Below are 23,058 nucleotides of genomic sequence, written 5' to 3'. Positions count from 1 at the left end.
AACTGTCCCTCCGAATTTAGTAGGATATGTTTTTAATCATAAGTTTGATAACTAACACCTACCCTACGTGAAACCTTCCAATCTTCTTTATTTTTTAAATACAAAACAGTACCTACTGTTACAAAAAGAATTCCAAGTAACCGATACGAAATAATCTCAAGTGGGATAAACAATAAAATTTTTGAATAATCCCCCTTCGAATAGACAACTCCAAATCTCTTACAAATCATTATTGCTGCTATACTTTGATAACAAGATAGAATGTACGTTATGGTAAATAACCCCAGTGATATCATGTAATACTGTGGTGATAAGAGCAATGCCAAAGGAAGAAACACCATCATAATTGCATTCAGGGTACCTAATAACAATGAATCAACTAATAAGAACAAGGATGGCGCAAACCCAAGCTTCCTGAAGAAAGAAAACTTGTAATACCATATACAATCAATAAATGCCTTTTGCCATCTAATTCTTTGATTATACAAGTCATTAAAGGTTTGAGGACACTCTGTAAAGCAAATGGCTTCTGGTACCAGGATCATTTTAAATCCCTTATATTTTGTTTTAATAAGACTCTGAATTCTCAGGGTCATATCCATATCTTCACCGACAGTATTACGGTACCCTCCAACTTCCCGTAATGCATAGTTGCGGAATGCGCCAAATGCTCCTGATATAACCGTGATTGAATTCATTTTCGTTTGGGTTAATTTATGCAAATAAAAATCTGTAAAATATTGAATGATTTGAAATCTGATTAATCCCTTTGATATAAAAATAGGCTTAGGTTTTAAATAACTACCACGAAATCCTTGTCCAATCTGCACTACCCCTCCAGCAGCAATAACCTGTTTATTATCAAATGCCAGATTCATAGCTTGTAATGCATTGTATTCCAACACACTATCAGCATCTAATGTAATAATAAGCTCCTTATCAGCTATATCAATACCAGCATTTAACGCATCTGCCTTCCCGCCATTCACTTTATCAATTACGAAAATATATGGGTAATGCCGAGATTGATAGTATCCCTTTACTGACTTAGAGAGCATCTCATCTCTAACCAATCGATTAATGGGTTTCAAATTCAGGTTATCATTTAAGATATTGAATGTTTCATCTTTTGAGCCATCGTTAATTACAATGGCTTCAAGATTTGTATAGTTAAGAGTCTGTATTCCTTTCAAACAATTCAAAATGATTTTTTCTTCATTATAGGCTGGCACAAGTACACTAATCGACTTTTCCTTTGAAGAAATTAATAATTCTTTCTTATTCTTCACAGAAAAAATAGGAATAAAGATGTAAGATATTCTAAAAAGAAGAAACACGAGATAAATCCCTAATGTAGTGAGTAACATTACTTCCCCCCTCCTCTATACTTATATACACGTACATAATCTACTGAATAAAATTGAGGAAACAGTGTGGTAGCATCAGGGGCTTTTGGCCAATTCCCACCTATAGCTGTATTCAGATATAAATACATTGGTTCATTAGGTATAAAACGATCTTCAACATACCTTATTTCTCCATCAATCAGCCACGTTATTTGTTTTGGTGTCCACTCGACACTATAGGTATGGAAATCTGTAGAGAAATCTGGACCAATATAATTATTAGATTTACTTTGTAGTTCGCCTTTATCATTTAACCAGTGTAAAACCATCCATATTTCATTGGGTTTATGTCCGACCATCTCCATAATGTCTATTTCCGGTAGCCAGGTTTGCTCTTTATTTGGCATCATCCAAAACGCCGGAAAAATACCTTGTCCCGTTGGTAGTTTCGCTCGCATTTCAGCTTTTCCATACAAGAAACTGAATAAATCTTTTGTATGAATAGCCCCTGAAGAATAATCCCTTCCTTTAAACTTTTCTTTTTTACTGATGAGCTTTAAGTACCCATCCTCTTGAGTGACATTGGCAGGAGTATAATATTGAAGTTCATTGTTTTTTTCTGCTGCCCAATCTTCAAAATTCCATTTTTGAGGATTAACTGTATCTCCATCAAATTCATCTCTCCAAATTAATTCCCACCCATCATGGATAATAGGATAGTTAAAGTGCTCTATACTTTTCTCTGTATGATCTCTACTAAGATAAGTCATGTTAGCATTACCATCACTCACCATTTGTGTAATAATGTAAGTGAATACACTGATTATTAGAACGGTGATACCAATATTTGATCTTTTTCTCAAGAGAATCTCACCACTCTTCAAAAATATATAAAGATCACTTTAAAAATTCTTACAAATCACCTATTTCGTTCTTTTTAAAGAACGTTTAACTCATTATACACTATATTACTTATACTATAAAGTGTTATAACGAACGACAAGTTCGCAATAACTTACATTATCCCCTGAAATATGGCAGCCATTGTAAGGTAATTTAATAAACTGATATCTTTCGTTAACATAGGACGAAATTTTCCTAAATTCGTAGTAACGAGAAATATAGGTTCCGACTAATATAGATAAATAATAAAAAGGACTCCCCCTCAAGGAAGTCCTTTCTATTACCTACAATCTATACCCGACGCATCGCGCGCCTTTCTGCATAAGGCACACACTTTTGACAAACGAGCACTTTCTCGCCCTGATCATTGTAATACGGTCGTGGTTCTTGTGGTTTTTGCTTACAGATAGCGCATTGCTTCGGTGTAAACAACTGTTTTAGTTTCTCTAGCATGAGCATCACTCCAGCTAACCCTGTTTAAGGATAGTATAACATGTGCATGCGATCCATACCGCTTTAACGCACTACCGGAGTGGGGGTCAGGCACCGCTAACGGCACCTGTGGATGCGTCTACTTTCATTGTTACTTCACCATCATTAACGGAGAAGCGATACATAGTGGTCGTGTACGTATCTCCATTATGGTCTGTATTTTCCTGTGTTGTTTTGCCTAGGTAAGTGACATTGTTCACTGTATTCAGCTCTAGGGCAATTTGCTTGGCTTGGTCTTTTGATAAATCTAAATGACGGTTACTATCAAACAGACTTCCTTGGAAATGGGCGAGCTTCCAGTTTCCGTTTTCCTTTTTAAGCGAAACGACATCGTAGCCTCCTGAAGCCAGATTGCCTTCTAACTCAACCGTCTCTGCTGTCATGTGGCTAGGTGTATTCTCTAAGGTATTCATGTGAATATCCCAAGACCAATCCACATTCATGTACCACGCCTCACACTCTAAGCAGACATCATAGTAAGCATCCTCTATTTCCTTCATATGGTCCTGCGTAACCAGCGGGCGTAGGTCATCTTTTATTCTAGAGAAATCGCGCTCTTGGGAACTGCCGACAGTATCTATAAGGTCATCGTAAAAGATCTCGTGTACAGAATCTACTATATGCTCCGCTTTTTTCTGGAATTCTTTTTTATCCATACCTTGTTGTTGATTAAACACTACATTATTGTGGTTTAACGTGTATTGTGTATGAAGCGTCAAGCCAAATGCATTATTATAAAAAGCTTGTTGATAAGTGTTTTCGTTTAGATGTTCAAACTCTTTAAATGTGTTCATTATGTTAGTGGACGTTTCTCCATCTGCGAAAGAAAAGGTGATTGGCTCTATTTCGCCATCTTTTACAGTATAAAAATAATCTGTTGTGGAAGAGGAGTATGCCATTTGAGAAATCACAAATACGCTATCGTTTATTTTCCTCACCAAATCATCTAAAGCTACCGCTTCATTTTGATAAAAGGTGGTGTCCTCTGAATCTGCAATGGGAGTAGATACGGTTTTTTTAGACGTATTACTTTCAAGAGCAAGTTTGAATTCAGCTTTGTATGGATTATCAAACCACATGGTTGAAGAAGTGACAGCTGGGGGTTTTTCATCAGCTAGGAAATGAACTGTATAGGCTTCCCCTTGAGGGTCCTTTATTTGCATTTCTTTTATGGAGTGAAAATCTCCCCAACCTTCCTTCTGGGTAGTAAAGTCCATGGTGTGAGGGTTCGCAGCTTTCACACCATTTTTGCTTTTTATTTCATCCTGAACCGTAAGCGTGTACGTTGTGTTTGGAGCGTAGTTTTCTTTAGGTGGGTGAACCTGAATTTGTTTTTCATTGGATCCATAGGAGATCGTGGTGGAGATAGCCTCTCCATCCTGATTATGTACGTTTATTTGTTCTTTTGCAGAATCTAGTGAGATCGAGGTGTTGAATGTGATTGTCCACATTTTGTCGGTGGCAATGTTTTCGTTCGAGTTTGATTCAGCTAGGACAGGACTCTGCATGCCAGCAAAGCTAAGAATAACGGCCAACATCATAGATAGGTAGAATTTTTTCATAGTACGCCTCCTTTTTGTTAATGGTATCTTTTTTGGGGTGTGGTTTAAAGAGGGATTTAACAGTTTTTGGATTATATGGGAGTTGAGCCTTACTAAAAAAAGGGAACAAGACCGCGTTGGCCTCCTTCCCTATTCTAGCACTTTACCACACTACTGCAGCGGGGGTCTGGCACCGCCCCGTCTTCTAATGATAGCAATCACTGCTACGACGATAATTCCAACCACGAGTAATGGCAGTACATAAGCAAAAAATACATAACCACCTTTATCGCTCGTTGTTGCAGCTAGCTCTTGATCATATTCATCAGACGCACTGCGGATTTCTTCTGTTGGTAGTGCATATACGTTGCTATCCTGGCTCCCGACGATTAGCGTATCGTTCATGATAATCGGGCCGGATGGGGCGAGTTTTCCACCAAGTAGCTTGCGTCCGATCTCTTCGCCTGTCTCTGTATCAAGGGCATGCACAAATCCTTTTTTATTCGTGAAATACACAACGTCATCTGCTGCTACAGGTGGAGCTTTCATTACAGCATTAGGGAAATTCCACAGCTGCTCTCCCGTTTTCAAATCATAAGCGTAAAACGTCTTTGTAATCGGACTTCCTAAAAAAATCTTCCCATCATAAATCATCGGAGCGCCTGATTTATTATTCGATACCATGTCTCCAATGCCAAGGCTGCTTTCCCATAAAATTTCGCCACTTTCCTTATCCATGGCATACATCATATGCTCGGGCTTTTTGATGCGACTTTCTATATTCAATAGCCACTTGGTCATCTCTTGATACATTTGGAAGAAACCTTCCTGCTGATACGTTTCTTTAAAGGAGAGCGTCTTTTTCTCAAGCGCTGTTGTAACGACGATGTTTTCATCCATAGCAGGCGGGACATCGTCGAGTCCAGCGAATGCATCCGGAAATTCCGTTTGCCACGCAATCTCATCTGCTTCCAAGTTCACCGAATAGAAGGTGTATGGCTTCGGTGCTCCTCCACCTACAAATAAATTGCCATCGGAAATATTCGGGGACGACATACTAAACGTGGAGCCCATCTCAATTTTTTTGTTCACTTCACCTGATTCAGGGTTCAGCTTGTACAAATGGCGGTCGCCAGTCGCCGCGTAGACAAAGCCATCATGGTACGCAGGTGTTGGCATGACCTCGCCTTCTGTCTTCGCAGTCCACAGCGTTTCGCCTGTATCTGCATCAAGCGCCATTACACCGCTTTCCTTCGTTCCTCGTAAACCATTTTCCTGAAAAAAGCGATTTCCAAATCCAACAAACAACGTCCCGTCATGGAAAATCATCTCCGAGTGCACCCAGTTCGGTGCCTGATTCGTCCACAACTGCTCCCCTGTTTTGATGTTATACGCATACAAATCTCCAGTATTATGATTCCCAATAAAAATACGATCCCCAACCACAACTGGCGTGGAACGGATTTGATCATTGGTATCGAACTTTTTGCTCTCTAGAGGAGCTTCCCCTTCAGACTGATACACTGGATTATTCGCATCATTTAATCTGTATTCCAGCCATTCATCAGGACCAAAAGCAGCCTCTGCTGAACCAGGCTGGAGTATTGGTAACAACAACCCAAGTAATAAAGCCCACCTGGCTTTGTGCACTAGTTTTTTCATATGTAACGCTCCTTTTTGTATGGTACTTTTTCGTACGTATGTAGATAAATACCCGTCATAATTGCATGATATTCCCTTCTTGCCTTTATCGGTGCCTTTTTATCGGTGCCAGACCCCCACCGCGTTACAGCGTCACCGCACTATCAGGGTGGGGGTCTGGCACCGACTACTAGAAGAAATCTAACACAATCTAGTAATCAATCCAATAATTGAGAGCGTAAACTGGACTTTTGTGCTATTAACATTATTTCCACACATGCTATAATTCATCTAAAATCGATGAGACGAGGTACCTGTCCCTTCGTCCCAATTGGGATGAGGGACCTGTCCCAGCGTCCCATTCAGGAGTGAACATGCATGAGGAAATGGATTGGCATTATCTTTTTTAGTATCGTTCTGATTGGAGCAGGATGGGTAGCTTACCTTTTCTTCCTGAAGGATTACGATACAGCCGATCAGCAAGTGGACGAGATTGTCGATTCTGAATTCCAGGTAGAGGTATCAGAGCAACAAACGAAGTCTAGCAATGACCAACAATCTCAATCATCTACCAACGAAGACACATCAAAGGATGAAAATTTATCCGTAAGCGAAATCAAACAAAATCATCAACCAGCTATAGATAAATTAGAACAACAAGCCCAAGCCAAAATAGATGAACTAGCTCAACATGCCTTAGCAGAATATCAAAAGAAGAAAAACAACGGGGAAGATGTTTCCTACTCGTACTTTTATCAAAAATACAAAGAAGCCGCAAATCGCTTAGAATCCAATATGGACAGTGCCTTCAACAATATTTATAGCTCCATGCAAACGAAACTAGCCGAAAACGGCCACAGCAAAGAAGCCGCTTCTGAGGTGAAAGAAAACTATGAGCAGATGAAGGAGCAGTGGAAGCAAGAGTTGAAGGATCAGGCGATGGAAGGGTTTTAAGGATGAAGAAAGGGTCTACTTTGGTTAGTAGACCCTTTTTCTTATTTCAACCTATTTACCAGTAGCAAGAAAATATCGATTAATACACCAGCAATAACTCCTAGAAATATCCCCACGAATGCTTCACTTATATCGCCATTCATAACATTTTTCAAATTGACAAACACACCAATAAAGCCAAACACAACACCAAATATAGGAAAAGGAATAAATGCCACTCTTCCCCTCCTCCTTTCTTACCCTGCTACATAACTAACCACAAACAACACAATCAATAATCCAATATTCGGCGCACTAATCATCAACAACCTCGTAATCCATGAATCTTTTTTCTGCTTATCCTCTTCCATCTCCACTTTTTTATTAAATCGATGCTGGTCGCCGCTCACAAAAATTCCGGTCAGTAACGCCACGCCAAGCAAGGGCCCCACACCACCTACACCAATGATGGTCAGCGCCATTTCCCAATCTTTTGTGTAGAAGCCGTGGATTAGACCTACTAGCGTAATGACCGAGCCGATACCTAGATATTTGAGCATCACGCATCTCTCCTTTAGTTGTTATACGAATGGAGGTGAGTTTTGTTTCATATCAAAAAATCGCTCCTCCAATCACGGGAGAAGCGACGCTTATCTACTATTCTATTAACTCAATCAAAACCCCAGTCTTATCATCCGCCTGCTTCAACCGTGGATACTGGATGCATGCAGGATCTGTTTCTTCAAGATCGTTCACCCGCTCCTGCAGCTTCTCTAGGCCATGTTCAAAAGCATATTTAGCGGTTTCCACCCAAACTTCCTGGCCATTGGCTTTGCTATCGGGTAGCTGAAGGCCGTCGGATAGCATGAGAATTCGTGTCGCGTTATGTAAGTAGAGCTTTCCATGCTCCATGAACTGTTCGGCATCTTTGCTTCCATCTATGATGCTATAGCCATGTTTTTTATTAATGTTGGAACGGTTGCGCTTCAGAATCGGCATATTCTGTGTGCGAATATCTTTTAGCGTTTGAATGAATTTTTCCTGAGGCCATGTGTTTGGATTTTCCCCTGACTGCAAAATATTCTCCCAGGCTTGTTCCACAGAAGCGATTGTCACGCTATCAAATTTGGACACATGATCATAGGTTACACATCGGATATCATCGTTATTATATTCAATGAACAACATACAATCCCCAGCATGAGCGAACTCCATTTGGCCAGACTCATAGAGCTTAATCGCTGCCATCCCACATGTGCTACGATCCTGACGGGGAACATCCTCAATATGATGATGACCGGTTTGTTCAGCATTCCTTTTGCCTACTTCCTGATTAGCTCGCGATACCTCTTTAAAAAGAGACATGCCACTTTCCGCAGCATCCATAGCTTCCTTCATCGTTGCTGAAGATAGTTTCCCAGGAAGTCCACCAATCCCCGTTGCCCCATCGATTACAGCATAGATACCCGCTTCTTCATTCAAGACATAAGCATCTTCGTTCTCAACACCCACACCTTGTTGATAGTGAATCGTATAATGCTTGATCATGCAAACCCACCTCATTTCTAAACTATACTGACTTTAGTATAAACGATAATGGGATGAGGGGACAGGTCCCTCTGCTCATTGGGGTGCCAGACCCCCACCGCCAGACCCCCACCGCTTTACTGTGGTGAAGGAATGGACGGAGGGACAGGTCCCTCATCCCAAAAGGAGCCCCTCATCAAAATGAGACGAGGGACCTGTCCCTGCGTCCCACTCCCTAGTCTCATTTTTTTATTAGGAATGGCATGAATACACTGTTTTTCAGCTTTTTTCCTTGGGTTGATAACACTTCGTTACTTATGAATAATGTATAAGATTCTCCTTTTTCATATCCTCCGTTTGGTGGTTGAACCACTATTCGATCAGCGCTCTTAAGGTTCACGCTTACTTCTACCTTTTCTCCATTAGCCTTTTTTACATAGACCGTTTTACTATTAATAGAGTTCTCATCTAATTCCGTATTCAGTTGAATCACCCAGTTATGATCCTCGCCAACATTCTTCTTCGATTTGTACAGTATATAGTTGTCTTTTTCATAGGAAATCGGGTCACTTTTAATCTCTTGCCAACTATTAAATTCGTGAACGGCAAATCCATTAAAGCTGAAGACATTACTATAATGGGTAGCTACTTTTCCAAAGACATTGTTCATTTGGTTTTGCCCCAGCTCAAAGAAAGTCAAATAGTCAGGGGTCATATCTTTTGTTTCCACCCCAACTTCTACTTTTTTGTTCATATTGTGAGCGTACTCCAGCTCATGCTCAATCAATGGAATGATGCCATTCTGACCTTCAACAAAATTTCGATACGCTAAAATGGTCACCGCATCTGTGTTCCGGATGACCCAGTCACTGAGACGGCCTTTTCCATATTTGTTATCATACGATACACCGTCAAACCAGAAGGGTAGATCTGATTCAAGTGGGAGATTCAAGTCAGCAGCCTTTTTACGAAACGATTTTATGATAGCTTGATATCTTGTAATGGCTGTTTGTTGATTTGTATCCCACATGGCATGCGCATGGGGCTCGGCATCAAGATGGATACCAGTAAACTCCTGCGACGGACCAGCCTCTTTTTGATACTTCTGCAACCAACTTTTGAACAACGAAGCTCGGTTATTGTCTGCTTCAATCCAACTAGGCGATCCTTCTAATGCATATACGTCCATCCCTTTTGCACTAGCCTTTTGAATAAAGGCTCTGTACTCCTCTTTTGGAATATCCCTGTTCACTTGCAGATAGACCTTTTGGACTCGTTTTGCTTCCAGTTCCCTAAACAACTCCTCTTGGTGATTAACGATTTGATACGTTCTCCATACCCAAGTGCTATAAGAGGAGCGATAATCCTTCTTTTCTCCATGCACTGGGATTCCTCCAGTAATCATACTTCCTAAAAGCAAACAAGCCAATATTTTGCGAAACATCACACGTCTCCTCTCCATTATCGTACCTTCTTTATATCGACTTTAATGAAGAGGATTTCCATGGTTGTTTTGCCTCAAGTTGGTGGGACGGAGGGACAGGTCCCTCGTCTCACTGGCTGGGATGGGGGGACAGGTTCATCGTCCCATTTGGGGCTCTTTCAACTTAACAAATTGGTAAATGCTGTAGTTATGTCTTATTGCCATTACCATGATATAGTAGAGGGAGCTATGTTACATGTTTGAAGGAGGTTTATATATGAGCCGAAAAGCAGAAATTATCATTACTATAATAGGTATGGTTATGTTTACAGGGTTATTTGGACTAAGCATTATTTTCTTGAGCGTACAGGGCGATCCTGAATTCCAGCAAATGCTTCAAGATTCCTTAAATGAAACGTACTCCCAAATGGAGGGCGGACAGACAATCAACCTGGAGGAAATGGCTAATATGATTAGTAGTTTTACTACGTATCTATTGGTTGCTTCCTTAGCAGGCATAGGATTAGGCGGGCTGTCTCTCTTCTTTTTAAAAGGGAACAAAAAACCAAAAGCTGCAGGCATTATTTTAATCGTAACAGCTGTTATTGGCACTATTGCTACGTTATTCCTTAGCTTCTTTGGCGGTGTTGCTTATTTAATCGCTGGGATTATGGCACTTGTTAGAAAGCCGAAAGTATCCGAACCAGAAACAGTTGAGGTGTAGTGAGACGGAGGGACAGGTTCCTTGTTTCACTCTGGTTATAGGTAAGGGAGACATGAGGGCAGATTTACTGCCTCTTGTCTCCCTTTTTTAAATGCTACAAAATTGGAAAAATATGATACCCTTAGAACATCTGAAACGTGAAAACTTGATTTCACTTCTATAAGGAGGTCATCCGTTTGAAAAAGTTGATACCCTTCATTCTCGTTGCCTTTGTATTAGGTTCTTGCGGTCAATCTTCAAATCAACAGGAAGGAATCGTTGCCTTGAAGAAAGATGACGTAAATAATCTTACCGAAATATTGTTGATTCCGAACACAAGTGAAGATGAGATTTCTAATAAAAATGCTGAGGAACTAGAAGATATGGCTAAAGAAGAAGATGGAGCTTACTATCATTTCCCAAGGGAAGAGTACAAAAGTTTAAAAATTGGTAATAAGATAATTGTTAATTGGGATGGATCTCAATCTTCATCAGATCCTCCTCTGCGTACGGCAGAAAAAATAAAAGTAGTGTCAAATTAGTAGATGCATATGTAGGATAAAAAATAGACTTCCAGCCGTAGGAAGTCTATTTTTTATGGAATGGGATGAGGGACCTGTCCCTTCATCCCAAATTGGGACGAGGTACCTGTCCCTCCATCCCATCCCTTCATCCCATTACTTTGGCGACTCCTATGGCTAGGTGTTCCCATAGGATTTTTTCAACCATTTCTCCTTTTGCTTCCTCACATTCTATTATGAGGATAACTTCGGAGTGTTTTCCCTTTAGTTTTTGCTGTTTGTTTTTACTTTTCAAAACAAACAGCAGACGAATCACAATTCCAAGAATAAAACCACTAATTGCTCCAATTAACCCCCAATAAATCGGTCCCCATTTTAGTTCGAACCCTATACTTGCCGTAATTACCGAAAAGGCTGTTGCTAATGGCATCGCAATATCAATAAGTGATATTCCATCTGATCTATGCATTGTATCAAATAGTTTTCCACTTTCCTGACGATTATCAAGGGGAACTGCGTATATGTCTTCCTGTTTGATTCCGATTTTTTCTAAAGTAGTAATCGCTATCTCTAAATAAGCATGATTTTCAAAAGTTGAAAATAGCTGCATTTTCATGTCAACTTCTCCCCTTTTATAATGCGAAACGTAGTTGCTTGGTAATTTTTCTTGAGAAAACGCCTTTGTTCTTTCTCGTAAAGTTTATTATTCTCCACCGTATTGATGTAAGCATCGTATATAGCGAAACCATATACGGAAGGAAACATCAGTAACCACTCTGGCTCTAAGACTTTGGTCGCTTCAGTTATATCCCCTAAAAAAAGCATCGATACAGCTTCTAACAGATGAGAGTAATAAAAAAAGATAACACTCCAAATGATGACAACGAATGCCGTAATAATTCGGTGAATATATAATTGCCCTAATCCAGGCATAAACAACGACCATAATGCAGCAAAAAAGGGACTCCTCTTATCCAAATAATTAATTTCTAACGCCCCGATACTAAAGGTGTTAATCTCATGATCTTCTCGCTCTGCAAGTACGTAAACCTTATTCATATCAACTGTTGTTCGATAACTATCCCAGATGGCAAATATATATACAGGGATATAGATAAGAAGCCAACGAGTATCTAAGACCTCTTTCGCCATGGATATATTTCCTTGAAAGGAATAGACCATCGCTAAGTTGACGTTAGCATTTAAATTCACAATCACTTCCCAAGCAAATAGTACGAAACCTCTTAAATATTTCGATAATAGTAGATGTCCAAAACCAGGAAAAGCTACTGACCACCATGCAATAATATAAGGGTTTCTTAAATGAAATTGAGTTGTCCCCATGGTACTCACATGAGCTTTATACCTTCTAGCAGTATTATTATTCGTATAATTATCCAATGCCAGTTCATCCTCATTTGTTGACTGATAGGTTTAATTTTCCATAATACTGCTATATTATTCTAACTCTTTTCCAATTCACGGGTTTCTTCTTTTTGTTTAAATACCAAAAGCAGATGAGTCGATTTACTTATAAATGGGATGAGGGACCTGTCCCTTCATCCCACTATCCCCTCATCCCATTATTTTGTGGTCCAGATTTGTGTGCCTTCTATTGTTTTTTTCTTGAATGCTTCTGGTAATGTAACTTGTACGTCTGCTTCTTGGGTGACGTTGCTGCCGTCTGACCAGACTTGGGCTTCCTCGTTAAGGGAGCCACTGTTCATCGTGAAGGATGATGTTGTGGTTACTCCGCTTCCTGGGTCTACGTTGACTGCTCCCCAGCCGTTGCCGCTTGTTTGTAGGTTTGTTGCTTCGACTGTTGAGCCGTTTACGGTTAGACCTGCGCCTTTACTGTTTTGGATACTTACGTTTTCAAGGGTAAGATCAACTTCTGCATAGGTGTTCACGCCATATGTGCCAGCTGCGTCGAAGGTAACATTTTTCACGGAAGCTTCTGCTCCAGATACTAACAGTAAATGTTTGGAGCCATTTGCTTCACTCCAGTTCCTAGCGTCTTCTGCTTGAACCGTTACATCTCCCTCGCCAACGATGGAGGTATTTTTTTCAAGTGTAAGTTGTTCACTTAGCTTATACGTGCCAGCTGCAAGTTCAATCGTAGTGCCTGCTTGTGCTGCGTCAACTGCGTTAGTTAGTGATTGATACAGCGTTGTTTCTCCATTTTGTGTGATGGATGCAGTGTTTGGCATCGGTTCTGTGGTCCATACATAGCGATTTTCCATTCCGGCAAATGCTTGTTTTTCAAAAGCGTCTGGTAGGGAAACGCTGACGGTGGCTTTTTCGCTTACGTTACTGCCATCGGACCATACCTGGACAGCTTCATTTAGAGAGCCACTGTTCATGGTGAACGTGGATGCTGTTTCCACACCGCTACCAGGGTCTACGTTCACTGCTCCCCAGGCATTGCCAGAGGTTGCAAGCTCTGTTGCTTGTACGGAAGAGCCGTTCACGGTCAAAGCAGCACCTTGGCCGTTGTCAATTTGCACGTTCTCAAGGGTCACATCCGCTTGGTTATACGTGTTAACACCGTAAGTGCCTATGGCATCGATGGATAGATTTTTTAGCGTAGCCTCTGAACCTTGCAGGGAAATCAAGTGCTTAGCACCATTTGCGTTGCCCCAGCTCGCTTGCTTATCTGCTGTTGCTTGAACGGAAACTTCTCCTACGCCAATCACCGTAACATTTTTCGAAATGGTCCATTGCTCATCAATGTTATACGATCCACTTTTTACAAAAATCATACCGTGCTCAGCTGTTGCACTGGCCAAGTTCTGATCCACCACAGCAAAATCAGAAACGGATGACATTTCGTAGGACGCGGAATCTATTTTTAGTTGACCTTCCACTGTCACATCAGATGCCTCTATATTAGAGCCCTCGACCTGAAGATTGCCTGCAACGGTTAAGCCTTTAATAGAAACATGATTTCCAGCAACATGTACCGCTCCATGTACGGTCGCATCTGATGCATTTAGTACAAGTGGATTTTCCGCAGACCCACTAGCGTTCAGGTGTAGTTCATTGACCTTCGTAATTACGCCATCTTCAACACGTACGGAAGCTTTGGCATTTTCAAACGCTTTCGGATTAGAAAAAATGGATTGCACGTTTTTGCCTAGTGTATATTCGTAGCCATTCATTTCGACTTTATTATCAGAAAGGACGTTGATAGAGTGCGTCGTCGTGTATGGCTTTACTTCTTTTACCTTATCCTCAGTGAACGTCGTTTCTTTTTTATCTGATAGATCATTCAAAATCGTGTGAGCGTTGCGATTTTCGTCTTCATTGCTGAGCATCTCATTCGCAAAATCATCGTACTTCACGTATGTATCCTGATCCATGCCGATACCATTGATCTTGTGGTTCGAAACAAACTCATACGTCTGAGAACTCTCATCGAAAATAGCTGAAGCAAACTCGTCGTACGCGAACTCAACCGTGCTATCATCCGCTTCAAACGTAATCGATTGAATCTCATTCGTTTCAGCCTGTGCATGAGGTGTCGCTACAATAGCCGGCGTCACCATAGAAGCCACAAGCGCTCCTGTTATCACTTTATATGGTAGTTTATTCATGCTGTAAATCCCCTTTATGTATTAGTAGAAACTCCCAATAAGTTCCTAAGAAATTCTAACACTTGAAAAAGGTGTGATATACAAGAAAATGTTTCCTGTGATGGGATTTGGGTGGGATGCGGGGATGGGATGAGGGGACAGGTCCCTCGTCCCATTTTCGGGGGTGAGATGACGGACCTGTCCCCGCGTCTCATTTTGGAGAGTGGGATGACGGACCTGTCCCTCCATCCCACATCAGTCATCCATGTTGAACAATACTTTTAATCGATGATAGTGCTCTTTCTCCCAATCTTTTTCAGAGAACATGTCCAATTCTTTCTTTGCCTCAAAGACGAGCATTTCACCTCCATGATAGTTGAATTTCTTGTAGATTTCCTGATTCTCCTTATGAAACTCATGAATCCGTTCCGTTAACTCATCATAAGGATAAGCACCATTCTTCCACTGCTCAAAGTATTCATATAATGGCTCTAGCGCCTCTTCTGTCACCTTTTTATGATAAAGCTCCAAAATCTCCCGGTCGCGCCTGCGTTCAGCTTTTGATTTTTTCTCTTTCATGGATTCACCCTTTCTTTTGGGATGGGGGGACAGGTCCATCGTCCCAGTTTGGAGAGTGGGATGAGGGACCTGTCCCCTCGTCCCGCCATTTTTGGGGGTGGGATGAGGGACCTGTCCCTTCATCTCACCCTCTATTCAATGAAAAGCCTATCCGTAAAATGAACAAGCGAATCCATCATTTCATCAGATGACTTATTGCCCGCTCTCCATTGTATAAGCTGCTCAAAAACCTCTTCGAGAGCTTCCTCTTTTTGAACACCTTTAGAAAAGTTGGCTTGATCAAGTGCATCCTCATCAACAAGCATAATGTTCTGTTCCTGAAGCTCTTGTTGATTTAATTGTTCCACATATACCACCGATTGTTCAGAAAAAGCCTCTTCATAATCATTTAACTGTTTTCTCTTGAATTCCTCATCTACTTCCAAATGTGGCTCATCCCAATCGTCCCATGGAACCCCAAACGGAAAGCCCCCTGATGTATACCCCGCTATGAAAGCGAAGTTCTCATCACTATCGAAAAGAGCTTCTTCCTCTCCCCGCTGCTTTCTTTGTTTCTTTTCTTCTTTCTTTCGCTTGCGATGTTGAACTATTCTCTCATGCTTTGCTACCATTTCTTCTTTAAATTCTTCACTAAACTCATAGCCAAGTTGTTCTAAATCTCGTATAGCCACAAGCTTATCAATACTAAAATGCTTAGCATATCCTTTATAAAGTTCCTTACCTTTATATTTATCGATAAACTCCTGCGCTTTAGCCAAACGCCCTTTTCTATTCTTTTTCTTTCCTTTAGTAAATTGATTATAATGTTTAATTTTATTCTCCCCCCTGTATGTGAGACGGAGGGACAGGTCCCTCGTCTCAAGCGTTGTACTGATTATTATGTCAAAATTATAGTCTAGCATAAACCTTGCTTGGTCTGAGACGAGGGACCTGTCCCCCCATCCCACTCTATTGTGTTATAATCCACGTAAAAGGAGGAGATACATATCGCAAAAGATAAAGAAAAAATAGAAGCTCGTAAGAAACAATTAATAGATTTAACCACCGATTTCTGCAACCAATACATAACTGACGAATACGCAGAGCTCAGTAAAAAACTTATCGAGAAAATGGCTCGAAAAAAAGAGGTTCCTTTCTTAAGAGGGAAGATTGAGAATTGGGCTGCCGGGGTCATTCACGCACTAGGTACAATCAACTTTCTATTTGATAAAAGCACTGAACCCTATGCTTCACTAGATGTAATTTTGGAGTATTTTGGGACAAAACAAAGCACAACTTCTCAAAAATCTAAACATATTAGAGAGATGTTCAAATTGGGACACTTCCACCCAGACTTCACAATACAATCAATAGAACAGGACAATCCATTCAATAACATGCAAATAATAGATGGTTTCATTGTTCCTAAAAGATGAGACGAAGGGACAGGTCCCTCGTCCCACTCCACGTAAAAAAAATCTCCCAGCGCCTAAACACTGGGAGATTTTCATTATTCATGTATGCTCACTTCGACCATATTCCGTTTCGCGTTGTCTCTACAATCATTTTTATTCACATAACCTTCCGTAGAAGCTCCAACTATCGCACCATTGGACGCTTTACGCTGCCAACGCCACCTACCCGTAGTATCTTTATAAAGATTAATAGAATCTCCGTTAGCTGACATCATTGCAGCCCCCTTCATTTGTAATTTCTAGTATTTTCCTTCCCGCTATGATGAATCTCGAAACAACAAAAAATGGGATGAGGAACCTGTCCCTCCATCCCAAATCTCAATAATGGGATGAGGGACCTGTCCCCTCATCCCACTATCCCCCCCATCCCACTAATCTCAGATTACTTTTTTGTAGATGTATTTGATTAGGATGAAGGTGATAATGGTGAAAGAAACGTAACCAGTTAGGAAGGTAGATATTTGTTCGTTTTGAAAACTTATTAGGACACTTCCTATACTGGCGACAAGTAAGGATATGGTTAGAGTAGCTTTAGCTGCCTTATCTTCTATCTTTTTGGAATGTTGATCACTAGTTCCTTCTTTGATATTACTTAACCCAATCTGGATAATGATAGCACCTAACGTAGCGACACCAATTGGTATGAGCGTAGATTGCTTATACATATCTACATAAAAGGTAACAAGGAAAATTCCTATCACTACAAAAAGGACAAGCACTCTAAACATTTTCTTGCTCATTATGATCGCCCCTCCTTCCATTTTTTAAAATAAATACTATTAAACAGATTGATTCAAATGCGAGTGAACAAATCACAATACTTAAACCAATCCACAAATTGTAGAATAAAAATACTACTCCAACAGTAGAGAGCACCATAAAAATCGCTTGAAATAGCTTAAACATATTCGAACTCCTTTTGCTAATGTATCCCTTTAAAAAGGAACGGCCCTACTAAAAAAGGACAAATTAAAAACCTCTCCTGTAAGAAAAGAGGTTTTTAATTTGTTAGCATTTTAGTTGTATAGCTCTTCCATCCATGTAACTACATCTTTTTGATTGTCTCGAATCGATTCCACATGCTCTCTGCCAATGATATTGCCATTTTGTATCGCAACGACTTCATCCAATACAGGCTCTATTTCCCTTATTTCATGAGTTGTTAAAATAAGAGCTTGTTTCTCTAAATCGATAAACCTGATAAGTCCTTTGACTATCGAGTTACGTACCATAGGATCCAGTCCTGCAAACGGTTCGTCTAATAAAATATATGGTGCCTCTCTAGCCAACGTAATCGTCATTTTCAGACGTCCTTTGTTTCCTTTAGAGAGATTTTTCACCTTTTGGTCATCGCTTAATTGTAAAAACTTAAGAACTTCCTCCGCTTTTTCTCTATTAAAATCTTCAAATTGCGATTCAAAATAGTTTATAGCTTCTCCTACAGTGAAGAAAGGGTAGACAGATTCTAGTTCAGACATATAAGCGACTTTCCGACTGATTAGGCGGTTAGCTTTTTTTTCGTCTACAAGTACTTTCCCTTTTGTCGGTCTCAACAATCCAGCAATCAATTTCAATGTAGTTGATTTGCCACTGCCATTTTCCCCTACTATGCCTACGATACTTCCTTTTTTGAATTCAAGGTTTACTTGATTGAGAGCTGAGGTGTTCAGATAATTTTTTGTCACATGATCCAATGTAATCATCCATCATCCTCCTTTTCATAATACGATTGCAATCCATCTAACGTCTCTTTCGCCGAAAATCCTAGTTCTTTCATATCCTTAATAAAAGATTCTATATATTCTTCTTTCATTTGCGTTCGTAGTTTTTCTAGTCGATTATAATCTTCCGTTACAAAAGTCCCCTGACCTCTTCGGAATTCTACGACTCCCATCGATTCTAACTCTTTATACGTCTTGGACATCGTATTGGGGTTCACTCCTGCCTCTATAGCGTACTCCCTCACGGAGGGAAGCTTGTCACCGGCTTTTCGTTCTCCACGTATAATCTCACTTGAAAGCTGGGTCATTAATTGAAGATATATGGGTTTATCTTTTTGAAAATCCTGGGGCATATCGTTACACCTCTACTTTGCGGCCTAGAATAAAACTTCCTAACCAATAGAGTATAGCACAAAGGATAAAGTGGAAAACGTATGTCCCAATGTAGAAATTTCCTTCCAGCTCAAGTTTACCGAATTCTTCCACCTTACCTTCAAGGGAAGGAAAGTCGTAAGTGAGCTGTCCCCAATTCAAATAATCAGCCAAAACTTGTGATTCAAACCATCCAAGTACGGTAGGAAGAGCGATAAATAAAACTCCAACGAGTAACCAACTCCACTTCCCAACCGCACCTTTAAGAAATTGATGAACTGTCCATAAGAAAAAGACAAAAATACCAAAATAAATGGAAAGTAACACAAAATGAGCCTCGATCCACAATGAAAATCTCGCAAAGGTAGCTAGATAATCATTCAACGTATCGATATTAGATAACACGAAGAATAAAAGACCATTTAATAGGGCAAGTGAAATAAAGAAAAAAACGATACTATTTAGCAATTTTGACATTAGTAACGTATGAATAGAGCGCGGTGAGTGCAAGAATACATGCATCATCCTCGCCTCTCTACCAAAGCTATAGAGCACATGGCCAGGGATATACCATATGTGTAACCCTATCAGAAATAAAATAGGACCTAGAAAATAAACTTGCTCTATACTCCCTAAACGCCAATAGGTAAGTCCCAGAACTAAAATAACAAAAGCAAACACTACCAAATGAAAAGGTAGAGACAAACGCATCTCTTTCTTAAGTAATCCTAGAAATGCATTCATTGGAAAACCTCCTTGAATATAAAATCTATAGTGAACTAGTTAAATAGTACACTACATCACTAATTCACGTCAAGGAGTGTGGGATGGGGGACAGGTCCCTGGGATGGGGGGACAGGTCCCTCGTCCCATTTTTCGGGTGAGGTAAGGGACCTGTCCACTCATCTCAATATCTGGCTTCATTGGGGTAAGGAGAACTGATTAAATTCCTGGTACCTAAGTCTGCATAATAAAAAAGATTCACATGATCAATTTATGATCTGTGAACCTTTCTCCTTAGTAAATCTGTCTTCCTATTTTAATTTTGAGGCACCACATTTTTTGGGATGAGGGACCTGTCCCCTCGTCCCACTCTCAAAATGGGATGAGGGACCTGTCCCCCCGTCTCACTCCAATTCTTCGAAAAATTCGCTTAGGAGTTCGTTGTCTAGTTGATTGACCCATTGTTTGAAGGTGTGGTGGCCGTCTGTTGTGTAGCGGTTTAGGCCTTGTTGGAATAGTTCTTTTGTTTTAGCTGATTGCTCTACTTGGCGCTTAATTTCTTCTAATCGCTTTGCCCAGTCTTGTGAGCTCAGGCTTCTTTCTGGGTACTTTTCTACAATCTGCTGTGCTTTTTCAAAGCTACCTGTTCGATGAAGCTCTAGCATTGCGTAGCTTAAGGAGAAGCGATTTGTACCATCTTCCTCCAGAGAGTTCAGAAAATACTGCTCCGCTTCATCATCTTTGCCCATTTTCATTGATACGATGGCGTATTTGCCCCAGTCATAGCCATCCCACACGATTTCCCTCTCGTCTTGCTTCTCGACAAACTTTCTATAACGCTCCCAGTCCCCTTCCAAGTAGGCATGGGTGGCGAGTTGGTGCCAGTAGTTTTTCAAATCCGTGCGTTTTGCTAATTCTTTTAGATACGGCAATGCTCCTTGAAGTTGCTCGTACCGTGACATATCTCGGTCGGAAGAGATAATCTCATAGATCATGCGCTGGCTGTGCAGGTCATTCTCATCCTTTTTATACGCCGCAAAAGCTTCGTCCAGCTTCCCATCTAATAAAAGTTCGTCCGCTTCTGTTAGGCTTTGTTTTTCATAGTGAAAATAAGGAATTTGCGCTGCGTTTTCCTTCGATAACCGAAAACCGTTGCTGCTTGTGAGGATTTCTCCTTGTTTATTATAAGCATCCACATACCAGTACATATCAACGTTTGGATTACTCAATCCGAGCAAGCTTTCTGGCACAATCTGCATTTCCCCGTCACCATCCATTATCTGAACCGTACCAAATGATTGGAACAAAAATGCTTGCTTCGACATTTCGAACGCATTGCTTTCGATGTGTTCTGATGCGGTAGTAGTAATGCCGCCGCCTTCGTATTGGATACCGAAGTGAAGTTGATAATACGCTGCGTCCTCCACAGGCTCCCATGAAAACTCTACCTTATCGCCTTTTACCATTTGGTCATTGATAGGCGAATTAATTTTGATAAGAGAAGGTAGCGTGATGTTCCTTTTCACATCGGATTGCACGTCTAACCACTCATCGGATTCAACCGGCCAGGTGTATCCATCCACTTGGTCCAGCGTCATACCTAGCATTAATTGATAATCCCCTTTTGGCAGGGCTTCGATTTTAAAATTCCCTTGATCATCCGTAATCGAGCTAGGGGACTGTTTTTCTGTAAAACTGTTGCCTTTCCTATCAGGATTCACGAGAAAAACTTTTGCGTGGGAAAGTGGCTTCCCGTCGTCCGTTTGCAGTTTTCCTTGATAGGTTACGAGATCCTCCCCGTTTTTCCACGCTTCCAAACGCTCTTGGATGGATTGGAGGACGGCATGATTCTGCTCCATATATTCCATGCCTTTCGTCAACTTCTCGTGAGCTTCATCCAATTGCCCTGCGTCCATCAAAAGCTTTGTTTGCCGTTTTAAAAGTTCAGCGTATTGGTATTCCTTCACTTCATAAGGCTTGATCTCGTTCAACTTTTCCAGGGCAGATGCAGGGTGTTGGTAGGATTCTACGAGTAATTTTTGCACCTTAAATGTCTGGTACCCATCTGTATCCTCAGGTAAAGCGTCCATCCCTTGACTCAGAACCTTAGTGGCCTCTTCCCAGTTCTGCTTCTTCTCATAATACTTCGCCAATTTTTCCACCGCTTCCTTATAGTAACCATTTTGCGGGGGGCGTTTTTTATCTTCCGGGATTTCCTCTATATATTCACGGATAAAAGGAATCCATTCCTCATTCTTGTTCTCACTTAAATTCGTCAATTCTGTGCTACCAGCGGTTTTGTACACGTCGTAGGGCTTAATTCGAAATCGACTAATGATGTCTTCCTCTATACGTTTCCAACGCTCTTCCCCCGATAACGTTTCTAGCTGAGCGAAAAGATCACCTTTTTCCGATTGTTGAGCGTTGGAATTGGACAGGTTCGGTGACATGACGAAAATAAACAACGCGAGTAACCCAACAAAACCCGTTAGAACAGCTATTATATGCTTAATTTTCATTTTCACGCGCATGGTTTTTCACCTCCATGTAAGAGCTTTTCCAGTACACGCTCCCACCTCGTTCGATGAGTTCGTCGTTTTCTTGAATAGCAGGATGTTCTTGATTATTGGATAAGAAAAAAGGCTTGAACGTCAACGAAACAACTAGTAAAAGACTTGCTGTGGCGGCTGGGACGAGTGGAACTTCCACTTCTTTGTTCAACCACGCTCGTAACCGCTCTTTCTTGGAGGCAGGCTTAACCCTTTCCAGCACTTGGGATTGGGATTGGAATGTGACGTGCTCCAGTTCCTGATCTACCTTTTGCTGAATGTTACGTCGCTTCATTAATCGTCTCCCCTTTCTCTAACCGATCGCGGAGTTGCATCCTAGCTCGGCGCAATCGACTTTTTATCGTAGATTTTTTCACATTCGTAATCTCTACCATTTCTTCTAGTGAATAATCATGATAATAAAATAGAATGATAACTTCCCGGTAATGGTGATCCAGGTTATGTATATGCTCCACAAGCGACTCGCTTTTCTGCATTTGAACAACCAGCTCCTCTGGCGACTCATCCTCCCCTGCCTCGATCTCTCGTTCACTCGGGTCAAAAGGCAAAAACGGAAACCGAAACCGCTTCGTCCTGATTTTCGATCGACACTGATTGAGGACGATGGTCATCAGCCAGCTTTTGAGCTTGGATTCATCCTGAAGCTGGTGAATCTTATCAAACACTTTCACAAAACCATCCTGCACAATCTCTTCAGCCAACTGCTGATCCTTTACCATGAGATAAGCACTCCGTTTTAACTCGTTCCCATACTGATACATAACGTACTCTAGCGCTTTCTCATCCCGTTGCCGCAACCGCTCCAGCATATTCTCCAAAACACATCGCCCTCCTTTCCTATTTATACTGATGAGCTACCTAACAAAAAAGTTGCACGTTTTTTGAAATTTTTTGGGATGGGGGGACAGGTCCCTCGTCCCATTTTCCTCTTCACCCGGGGTGTTGGATGTAAATGTGGGATGAGGGACCTGTCCCTTCATCCCAGAACGAGGCACCTGTTCTCCCCGCTTCTCAGTGATCTCTGTACCTTGTCC

At 41.0% G+C, this 23,058-nt stretch carries 25 protein-coding genes; 4 read left to right on the top strand and 21 right to left on the bottom strand.

Annotated elements, in window-relative coordinates:
• Nucleotides 1–32: 32 nt before the first annotated feature.
• The 4 genes from N782_RS00680 to N782_RS00665 form a co-directional block, all read right to left on the bottom strand.
• Nucleotides 33–1,367 carry a glycosyltransferase family 2 protein gene (locus tag N782_RS00680; protein WP_036815207.1) on the bottom strand — a complete coding sequence of 445 codons (1,335 nt, stop codon included), beginning with the start codon at nt 1,365–1,367 and terminating at the stop codon, nt 33–35.
• Nucleotides 1,367–2,209, bottom strand: coding sequence for a glycoside hydrolase family 16 protein (locus tag N782_RS00675; protein WP_052111079.1), 843 nt, complete (start codon nt 2,207–2,209; stop codon nt 1,367–1,369). The genes N782_RS00680 and N782_RS00675 overlap by 1 nt, the downstream gene beginning before the upstream one ends.
• 579 nt (nt 2,210–2,788) lie before the next feature.
• Nucleotides 2,789–4,303, bottom strand: coding sequence for an Ig-like domain-containing domain (locus tag N782_RS00670; protein WP_036815204.1), 1,515 nt, complete (start codon nt 4,301–4,303; stop codon nt 2,789–2,791).
• Nucleotides 4,304–4,453: 150 nt separating this feature from the next.
• Nucleotides 4,454–5,944, bottom strand: a complete 1,491-nt coding sequence (locus tag N782_RS00665) for an outer membrane protein assembly factor BamB family protein (RefSeq protein ID WP_036815201.1) — start codon at nt 5,942–5,944, stop codon at nt 4,454–4,456.
• Nucleotides 5,945–6,301: 357 nt separating this feature from the next.
• On the opposite strand from N782_RS00665, the gene N782_RS00660 reads away from it, so the two are divergent.
• Nucleotides 6,302–6,877, top strand: coding sequence for a hypothetical protein (locus N782_RS00660; RefSeq protein WP_036815198.1), 576 nt, complete (start codon nt 6,302–6,304; stop codon nt 6,875–6,877).
• A gap of 41 nt (nt 6,878–6,918) precedes the next feature.
• Here the strand turns inward: N782_RS00660 and N782_RS21395 are convergent, their stop codons facing one another.
• The 4 genes from N782_RS21395 to N782_RS20555 all read right to left on the bottom strand — a co-directional run bounded on the left by N782_RS21395 (nt 6,919) and on the right by N782_RS20555 (nt 9,827).
• The gene (locus N782_RS21395; protein ID WP_161783049.1) at nt 6,919–7,095 is read right to left on the bottom strand and encodes a hypothetical protein; all 177 of its coding nucleotides are present in this window, start codon (nt 7,093–7,095) and stop codon (nt 6,919–6,921) included.
• A gap of 18 nt (nt 7,096–7,113) precedes the next feature.
• Nucleotides 7,114–7,416 (bottom strand): DUF5316 family protein, encoded by a 303-nt coding sequence (locus N782_RS00655; RefSeq protein ID WP_036815196.1) that lies wholly within the window; start codon nt 7,414–7,416, stop codon nt 7,114–7,116.
• Nucleotides 7,417–7,513: 97 nt separating this feature from the next.
• Nucleotides 7,514–8,404, bottom strand: a complete 891-nt coding sequence (locus N782_RS00650; RefSeq protein WP_036815194.1) for a PP2C family serine/threonine-protein phosphatase — start codon at nt 8,402–8,404, stop codon at nt 7,514–7,516.
• A gap of 220 nt (nt 8,405–8,624) precedes the next feature.
• The gene (locus tag N782_RS20555) at nt 8,625–9,827 is read right to left on the bottom strand and encodes a hypothetical protein (RefSeq protein WP_052111078.1); all 1,203 of its coding nucleotides are present in this window, start codon (nt 9,825–9,827) and stop codon (nt 8,625–8,627) included.
• A gap of 256 nt (nt 9,828–10,083) precedes the next feature.
• On the opposite strand from N782_RS20555, the gene N782_RS00635 reads away from it, so the two are divergent.
• Nucleotides 10,084–10,530, top strand: a complete 447-nt coding sequence (locus tag N782_RS00635) for a DUF4064 domain-containing protein (protein WP_036815381.1) — start codon at nt 10,084–10,086, stop codon at nt 10,528–10,530.
• Between the two features lie 176 nt (nt 10,531–10,706).
• On the top strand, nt 10,707–11,051 hold the full coding sequence (locus N782_RS00630) for a DUF3221 domain-containing protein (protein ID WP_036815188.1): 345 nt from the start codon (nt 10,707–10,709) through the stop codon (nt 11,049–11,051).
• A gap of 127 nt (nt 11,052–11,178) precedes the next feature.
• On the opposite strand, the gene N782_RS00625 is transcribed toward N782_RS00630, so the two are convergent.
• The 5 genes from N782_RS00625 to N782_RS20550 form a co-directional block, all read right to left on the bottom strand.
• Nucleotides 11,179–11,640, bottom strand: coding sequence for a hypothetical protein (locus N782_RS00625; RefSeq protein WP_036815378.1), 462 nt, complete (start codon nt 11,638–11,640; stop codon nt 11,179–11,181).
• A 2-nt stretch (nt 11,641–11,642) separates the two neighbouring features.
• Nucleotides 11,643–12,431 (bottom strand): membrane protein, encoded by a 789-nt coding sequence (locus N782_RS00620; protein ID WP_036815186.1) that lies wholly within the window; start codon nt 12,429–12,431, stop codon nt 11,643–11,645.
• 182 nt (nt 12,432–12,613) lie between these two features.
• Nucleotides 12,614–14,626: a right-handed parallel beta-helix repeat-containing protein gene (locus N782_RS00615; RefSeq protein ID WP_036815184.1), complete on the bottom strand. Its 2,013-nt coding sequence runs from the start codon at nt 14,624–14,626 to the stop codon at nt 12,614–12,616.
• 234 nt (nt 14,627–14,860) lie between these two features.
• Complete coding sequence (locus N782_RS00610) at nt 14,861–15,184, bottom strand: hypothetical protein (protein ID WP_036815182.1); 324 nt, start codon at nt 15,182–15,184, stop codon at nt 14,861–14,863.
• A 131-nt stretch (nt 15,185–15,315) separates the two neighbouring features.
• Complete coding sequence (locus tag N782_RS20550; RefSeq protein WP_052111077.1) at nt 15,316–16,086, bottom strand: hypothetical protein; 771 nt, start codon at nt 16,084–16,086, stop codon at nt 15,316–15,318.
• A 78-nt stretch (nt 16,087–16,164) separates the two neighbouring features.
• On the opposite strand from N782_RS20550, the gene N782_RS00600 reads away from it, so the two are divergent.
• Entirely contained in the window at nt 16,165–16,599 is a 435-nt protein-coding gene (locus tag N782_RS00600) for a DUF6398 domain-containing protein (protein WP_338048231.1), read from the top strand.
• Between the two features lie 74 nt (nt 16,600–16,673).
• Here N782_RS00600 and N782_RS20885 read toward each other — a convergent pair whose 3' ends face one another.
• The 8 genes from N782_RS20885 to N782_RS00560 form a co-directional block, all read right to left on the bottom strand.
• On the bottom strand, nt 16,674–16,850 hold the full coding sequence (locus tag N782_RS20885; RefSeq protein WP_084102927.1) for a DUF1508 domain-containing protein: 177 nt from the start codon (nt 16,848–16,850) through the stop codon (nt 16,674–16,676).
• A gap of 165 nt (nt 16,851–17,015) precedes the next feature.
• On the bottom strand, nt 17,016–17,378 hold the full coding sequence (locus N782_RS00595; RefSeq protein ID WP_036815176.1) for a DUF2178 domain-containing protein: 363 nt from the start codon (nt 17,376–17,378) through the stop codon (nt 17,016–17,018).
• A gap of 276 nt (nt 17,379–17,654) precedes the next feature.
• Nucleotides 17,655–18,341 carry an ABC transporter ATP-binding protein gene (locus N782_RS00585; RefSeq protein ID WP_036815172.1) on the bottom strand — a complete coding sequence of 229 codons (687 nt, stop codon included), beginning with the start codon at nt 18,339–18,341 and terminating at the stop codon, nt 17,655–17,657.
• Nucleotides 18,338–18,712 carry a GntR family transcriptional regulator gene (locus N782_RS00580; protein WP_036815170.1) on the bottom strand — a complete coding sequence of 125 codons (375 nt, stop codon included), beginning with the start codon at nt 18,710–18,712 and terminating at the stop codon, nt 18,338–18,340. Before N782_RS00580 ends, N782_RS00585 begins: the two co-directional genes overlap by 4 nt.
• A 4-nt stretch (nt 18,713–18,716) precedes the next feature.
• The gene (locus N782_RS00575) at nt 18,717–19,475 is read right to left on the bottom strand and encodes a hypothetical protein (protein WP_036815167.1); all 759 of its coding nucleotides are present in this window, start codon (nt 19,473–19,475) and stop codon (nt 18,717–18,719) included.
• 383 nt (nt 19,476–19,858) lie between these two features.
• Nucleotides 19,859–21,985: a carboxypeptidase-like regulatory domain-containing protein gene (locus tag N782_RS00570; RefSeq protein WP_036815166.1), complete on the bottom strand. Its 2,127-nt coding sequence runs from the start codon at nt 21,983–21,985 to the stop codon at nt 19,859–19,861.
• Complete coding sequence (locus tag N782_RS00565; protein WP_036815165.1) at nt 21,963–22,298, bottom strand: hypothetical protein; 336 nt, start codon at nt 22,296–22,298, stop codon at nt 21,963–21,965. Before N782_RS00565 ends, N782_RS00570 begins: the two co-directional genes overlap by 23 nt.
• Nucleotides 22,285–22,833 carry an RNA polymerase sigma factor gene (locus N782_RS00560; protein ID WP_036815373.1) on the bottom strand — a complete coding sequence of 183 codons (549 nt, stop codon included), beginning with the start codon at nt 22,831–22,833 and terminating at the stop codon, nt 22,285–22,287. Before N782_RS00560 ends, N782_RS00565 begins: the two co-directional genes overlap by 14 nt.
• Nucleotides 22,834–23,058 lie beyond the last annotated feature (225 nt).

Origin of the sequence: Pontibacillus yanchengensis Y32 (assembly GCF_000770635.1) — a bacterium.
GTDB classification, from domain to species: domain Bacteria; phylum Bacillota; class Bacilli; order Bacillales; family BH030062; genus Pontibacillus; species Pontibacillus yanchengensis.
Note: the sequence above shows the minus strand (reverse complement) of the source record. Positions and strands in the feature narration are given on the sequence as shown.

Coding starts and splice junctions, on each gene's coding strand:
- N782_RS20550 (WP_052111077.1), bottom strand. CDS start 16,086: ATGCTAGACTATAATTTTGACATAATAATCAGTACAACGCTTGAGACG.
- N782_RS00580 (WP_036815170.1), bottom strand. CDS start 18,712: ATGCCCCAGGATTTTCAAAAAGATAAACCCATATATCTTCAATTAATG.
- N782_RS00680 (WP_036815207.1), bottom strand. CDS start 1,367: ATGTTACTCACTACATTAGGGATTTATCTCGTGTTTCTTCTTTTTAGA.
- N782_RS00660 (WP_036815198.1), top strand. CDS start 6,302: ATGAGGAAATGGATTGGCATTATCTTTTTTAGTATCGTTCTGATTGGA.
- N782_RS00635 (WP_036815381.1), top strand. CDS start 10,084: ATGAGCCGAAAAGCAGAAATTATCATTACTATAATAGGTATGGTTATG.
- N782_RS00650 (WP_036815194.1), bottom strand. CDS start 8,404: ATGATCAAGCATTATACGATTCACTATCAACAAGGTGTGGGTGTTGAG.
- N782_RS00610 (WP_036815182.1), bottom strand. CDS start 15,184: ATGAAAGAGAAAAAATCAAAAGCTGAACGCAGGCGCGACCGGGAGATT.
- N782_RS00585 (WP_036815172.1), bottom strand. CDS start 18,341: ATGATTACATTGGATCATGTGACAAAAAATTATCTGAACACCTCAGCT.
- N782_RS00565 (WP_036815165.1), bottom strand. CDS start 22,298: ATGAAGCGACGTAACATTCAGCAAAAGGTAGATCAGGAACTGGAGCAC.
- N782_RS20555 (WP_052111078.1), bottom strand. CDS start 9,827: ATGTTTCGCAAAATATTGGCTTGTTTGCTTTTAGGAAGTATGATTACT.
- N782_RS00560 (WP_036815373.1), bottom strand. CDS start 22,833: ATGCTGGAGCGGTTGCGGCAACGGGATGAGAAAGCGCTAGAGTACGTT.
- N782_RS00670 (WP_036815204.1), bottom strand. CDS start 4,303: ATGAAAAAATTCTACCTATCTATGATGTTGGCCGTTATTCTTAGCTTT.
- N782_RS00575 (WP_036815167.1), bottom strand. CDS start 19,475: ATGAATGCATTTCTAGGATTACTTAAGAAAGAGATGCGTTTGTCTCTA.
- N782_RS00595 (WP_036815176.1), bottom strand. CDS start 17,378: ATGAGCAAGAAAATGTTTAGAGTGCTTGTCCTTTTTGTAGTGATAGGA.
- N782_RS00570 (WP_036815166.1), bottom strand. CDS start 21,985: ATGCGCGTGAAAATGAAAATTAAGCATATAATAGCTGTTCTAACGGGT.
- N782_RS00665 (WP_036815201.1), bottom strand. CDS start 5,944: ATGAAAAAACTAGTGCACAAAGCCAGGTGGGCTTTATTACTTGGGTTG.
- N782_RS00615 (WP_036815184.1), bottom strand. CDS start 14,626: ATGAATAAACTACCATATAAAGTGATAACAGGAGCGCTTGTGGCTTCT.
- N782_RS00655 (WP_036815196.1), bottom strand. CDS start 7,416: ATGCTCAAATATCTAGGTATCGGCTCGGTCATTACGCTAGTAGGTCTA.
- N782_RS20885 (WP_084102927.1), bottom strand. CDS start 16,850: ATGTCAGCTAACGGAGATTCTATTAATCTTTATAAAGATACTACGGGT.
- N782_RS00625 (WP_036815378.1), bottom strand. CDS start 11,640: ATGCAGCTATTTTCAACTTTTGAAAATCATGCTTATTTAGAGATAGCG.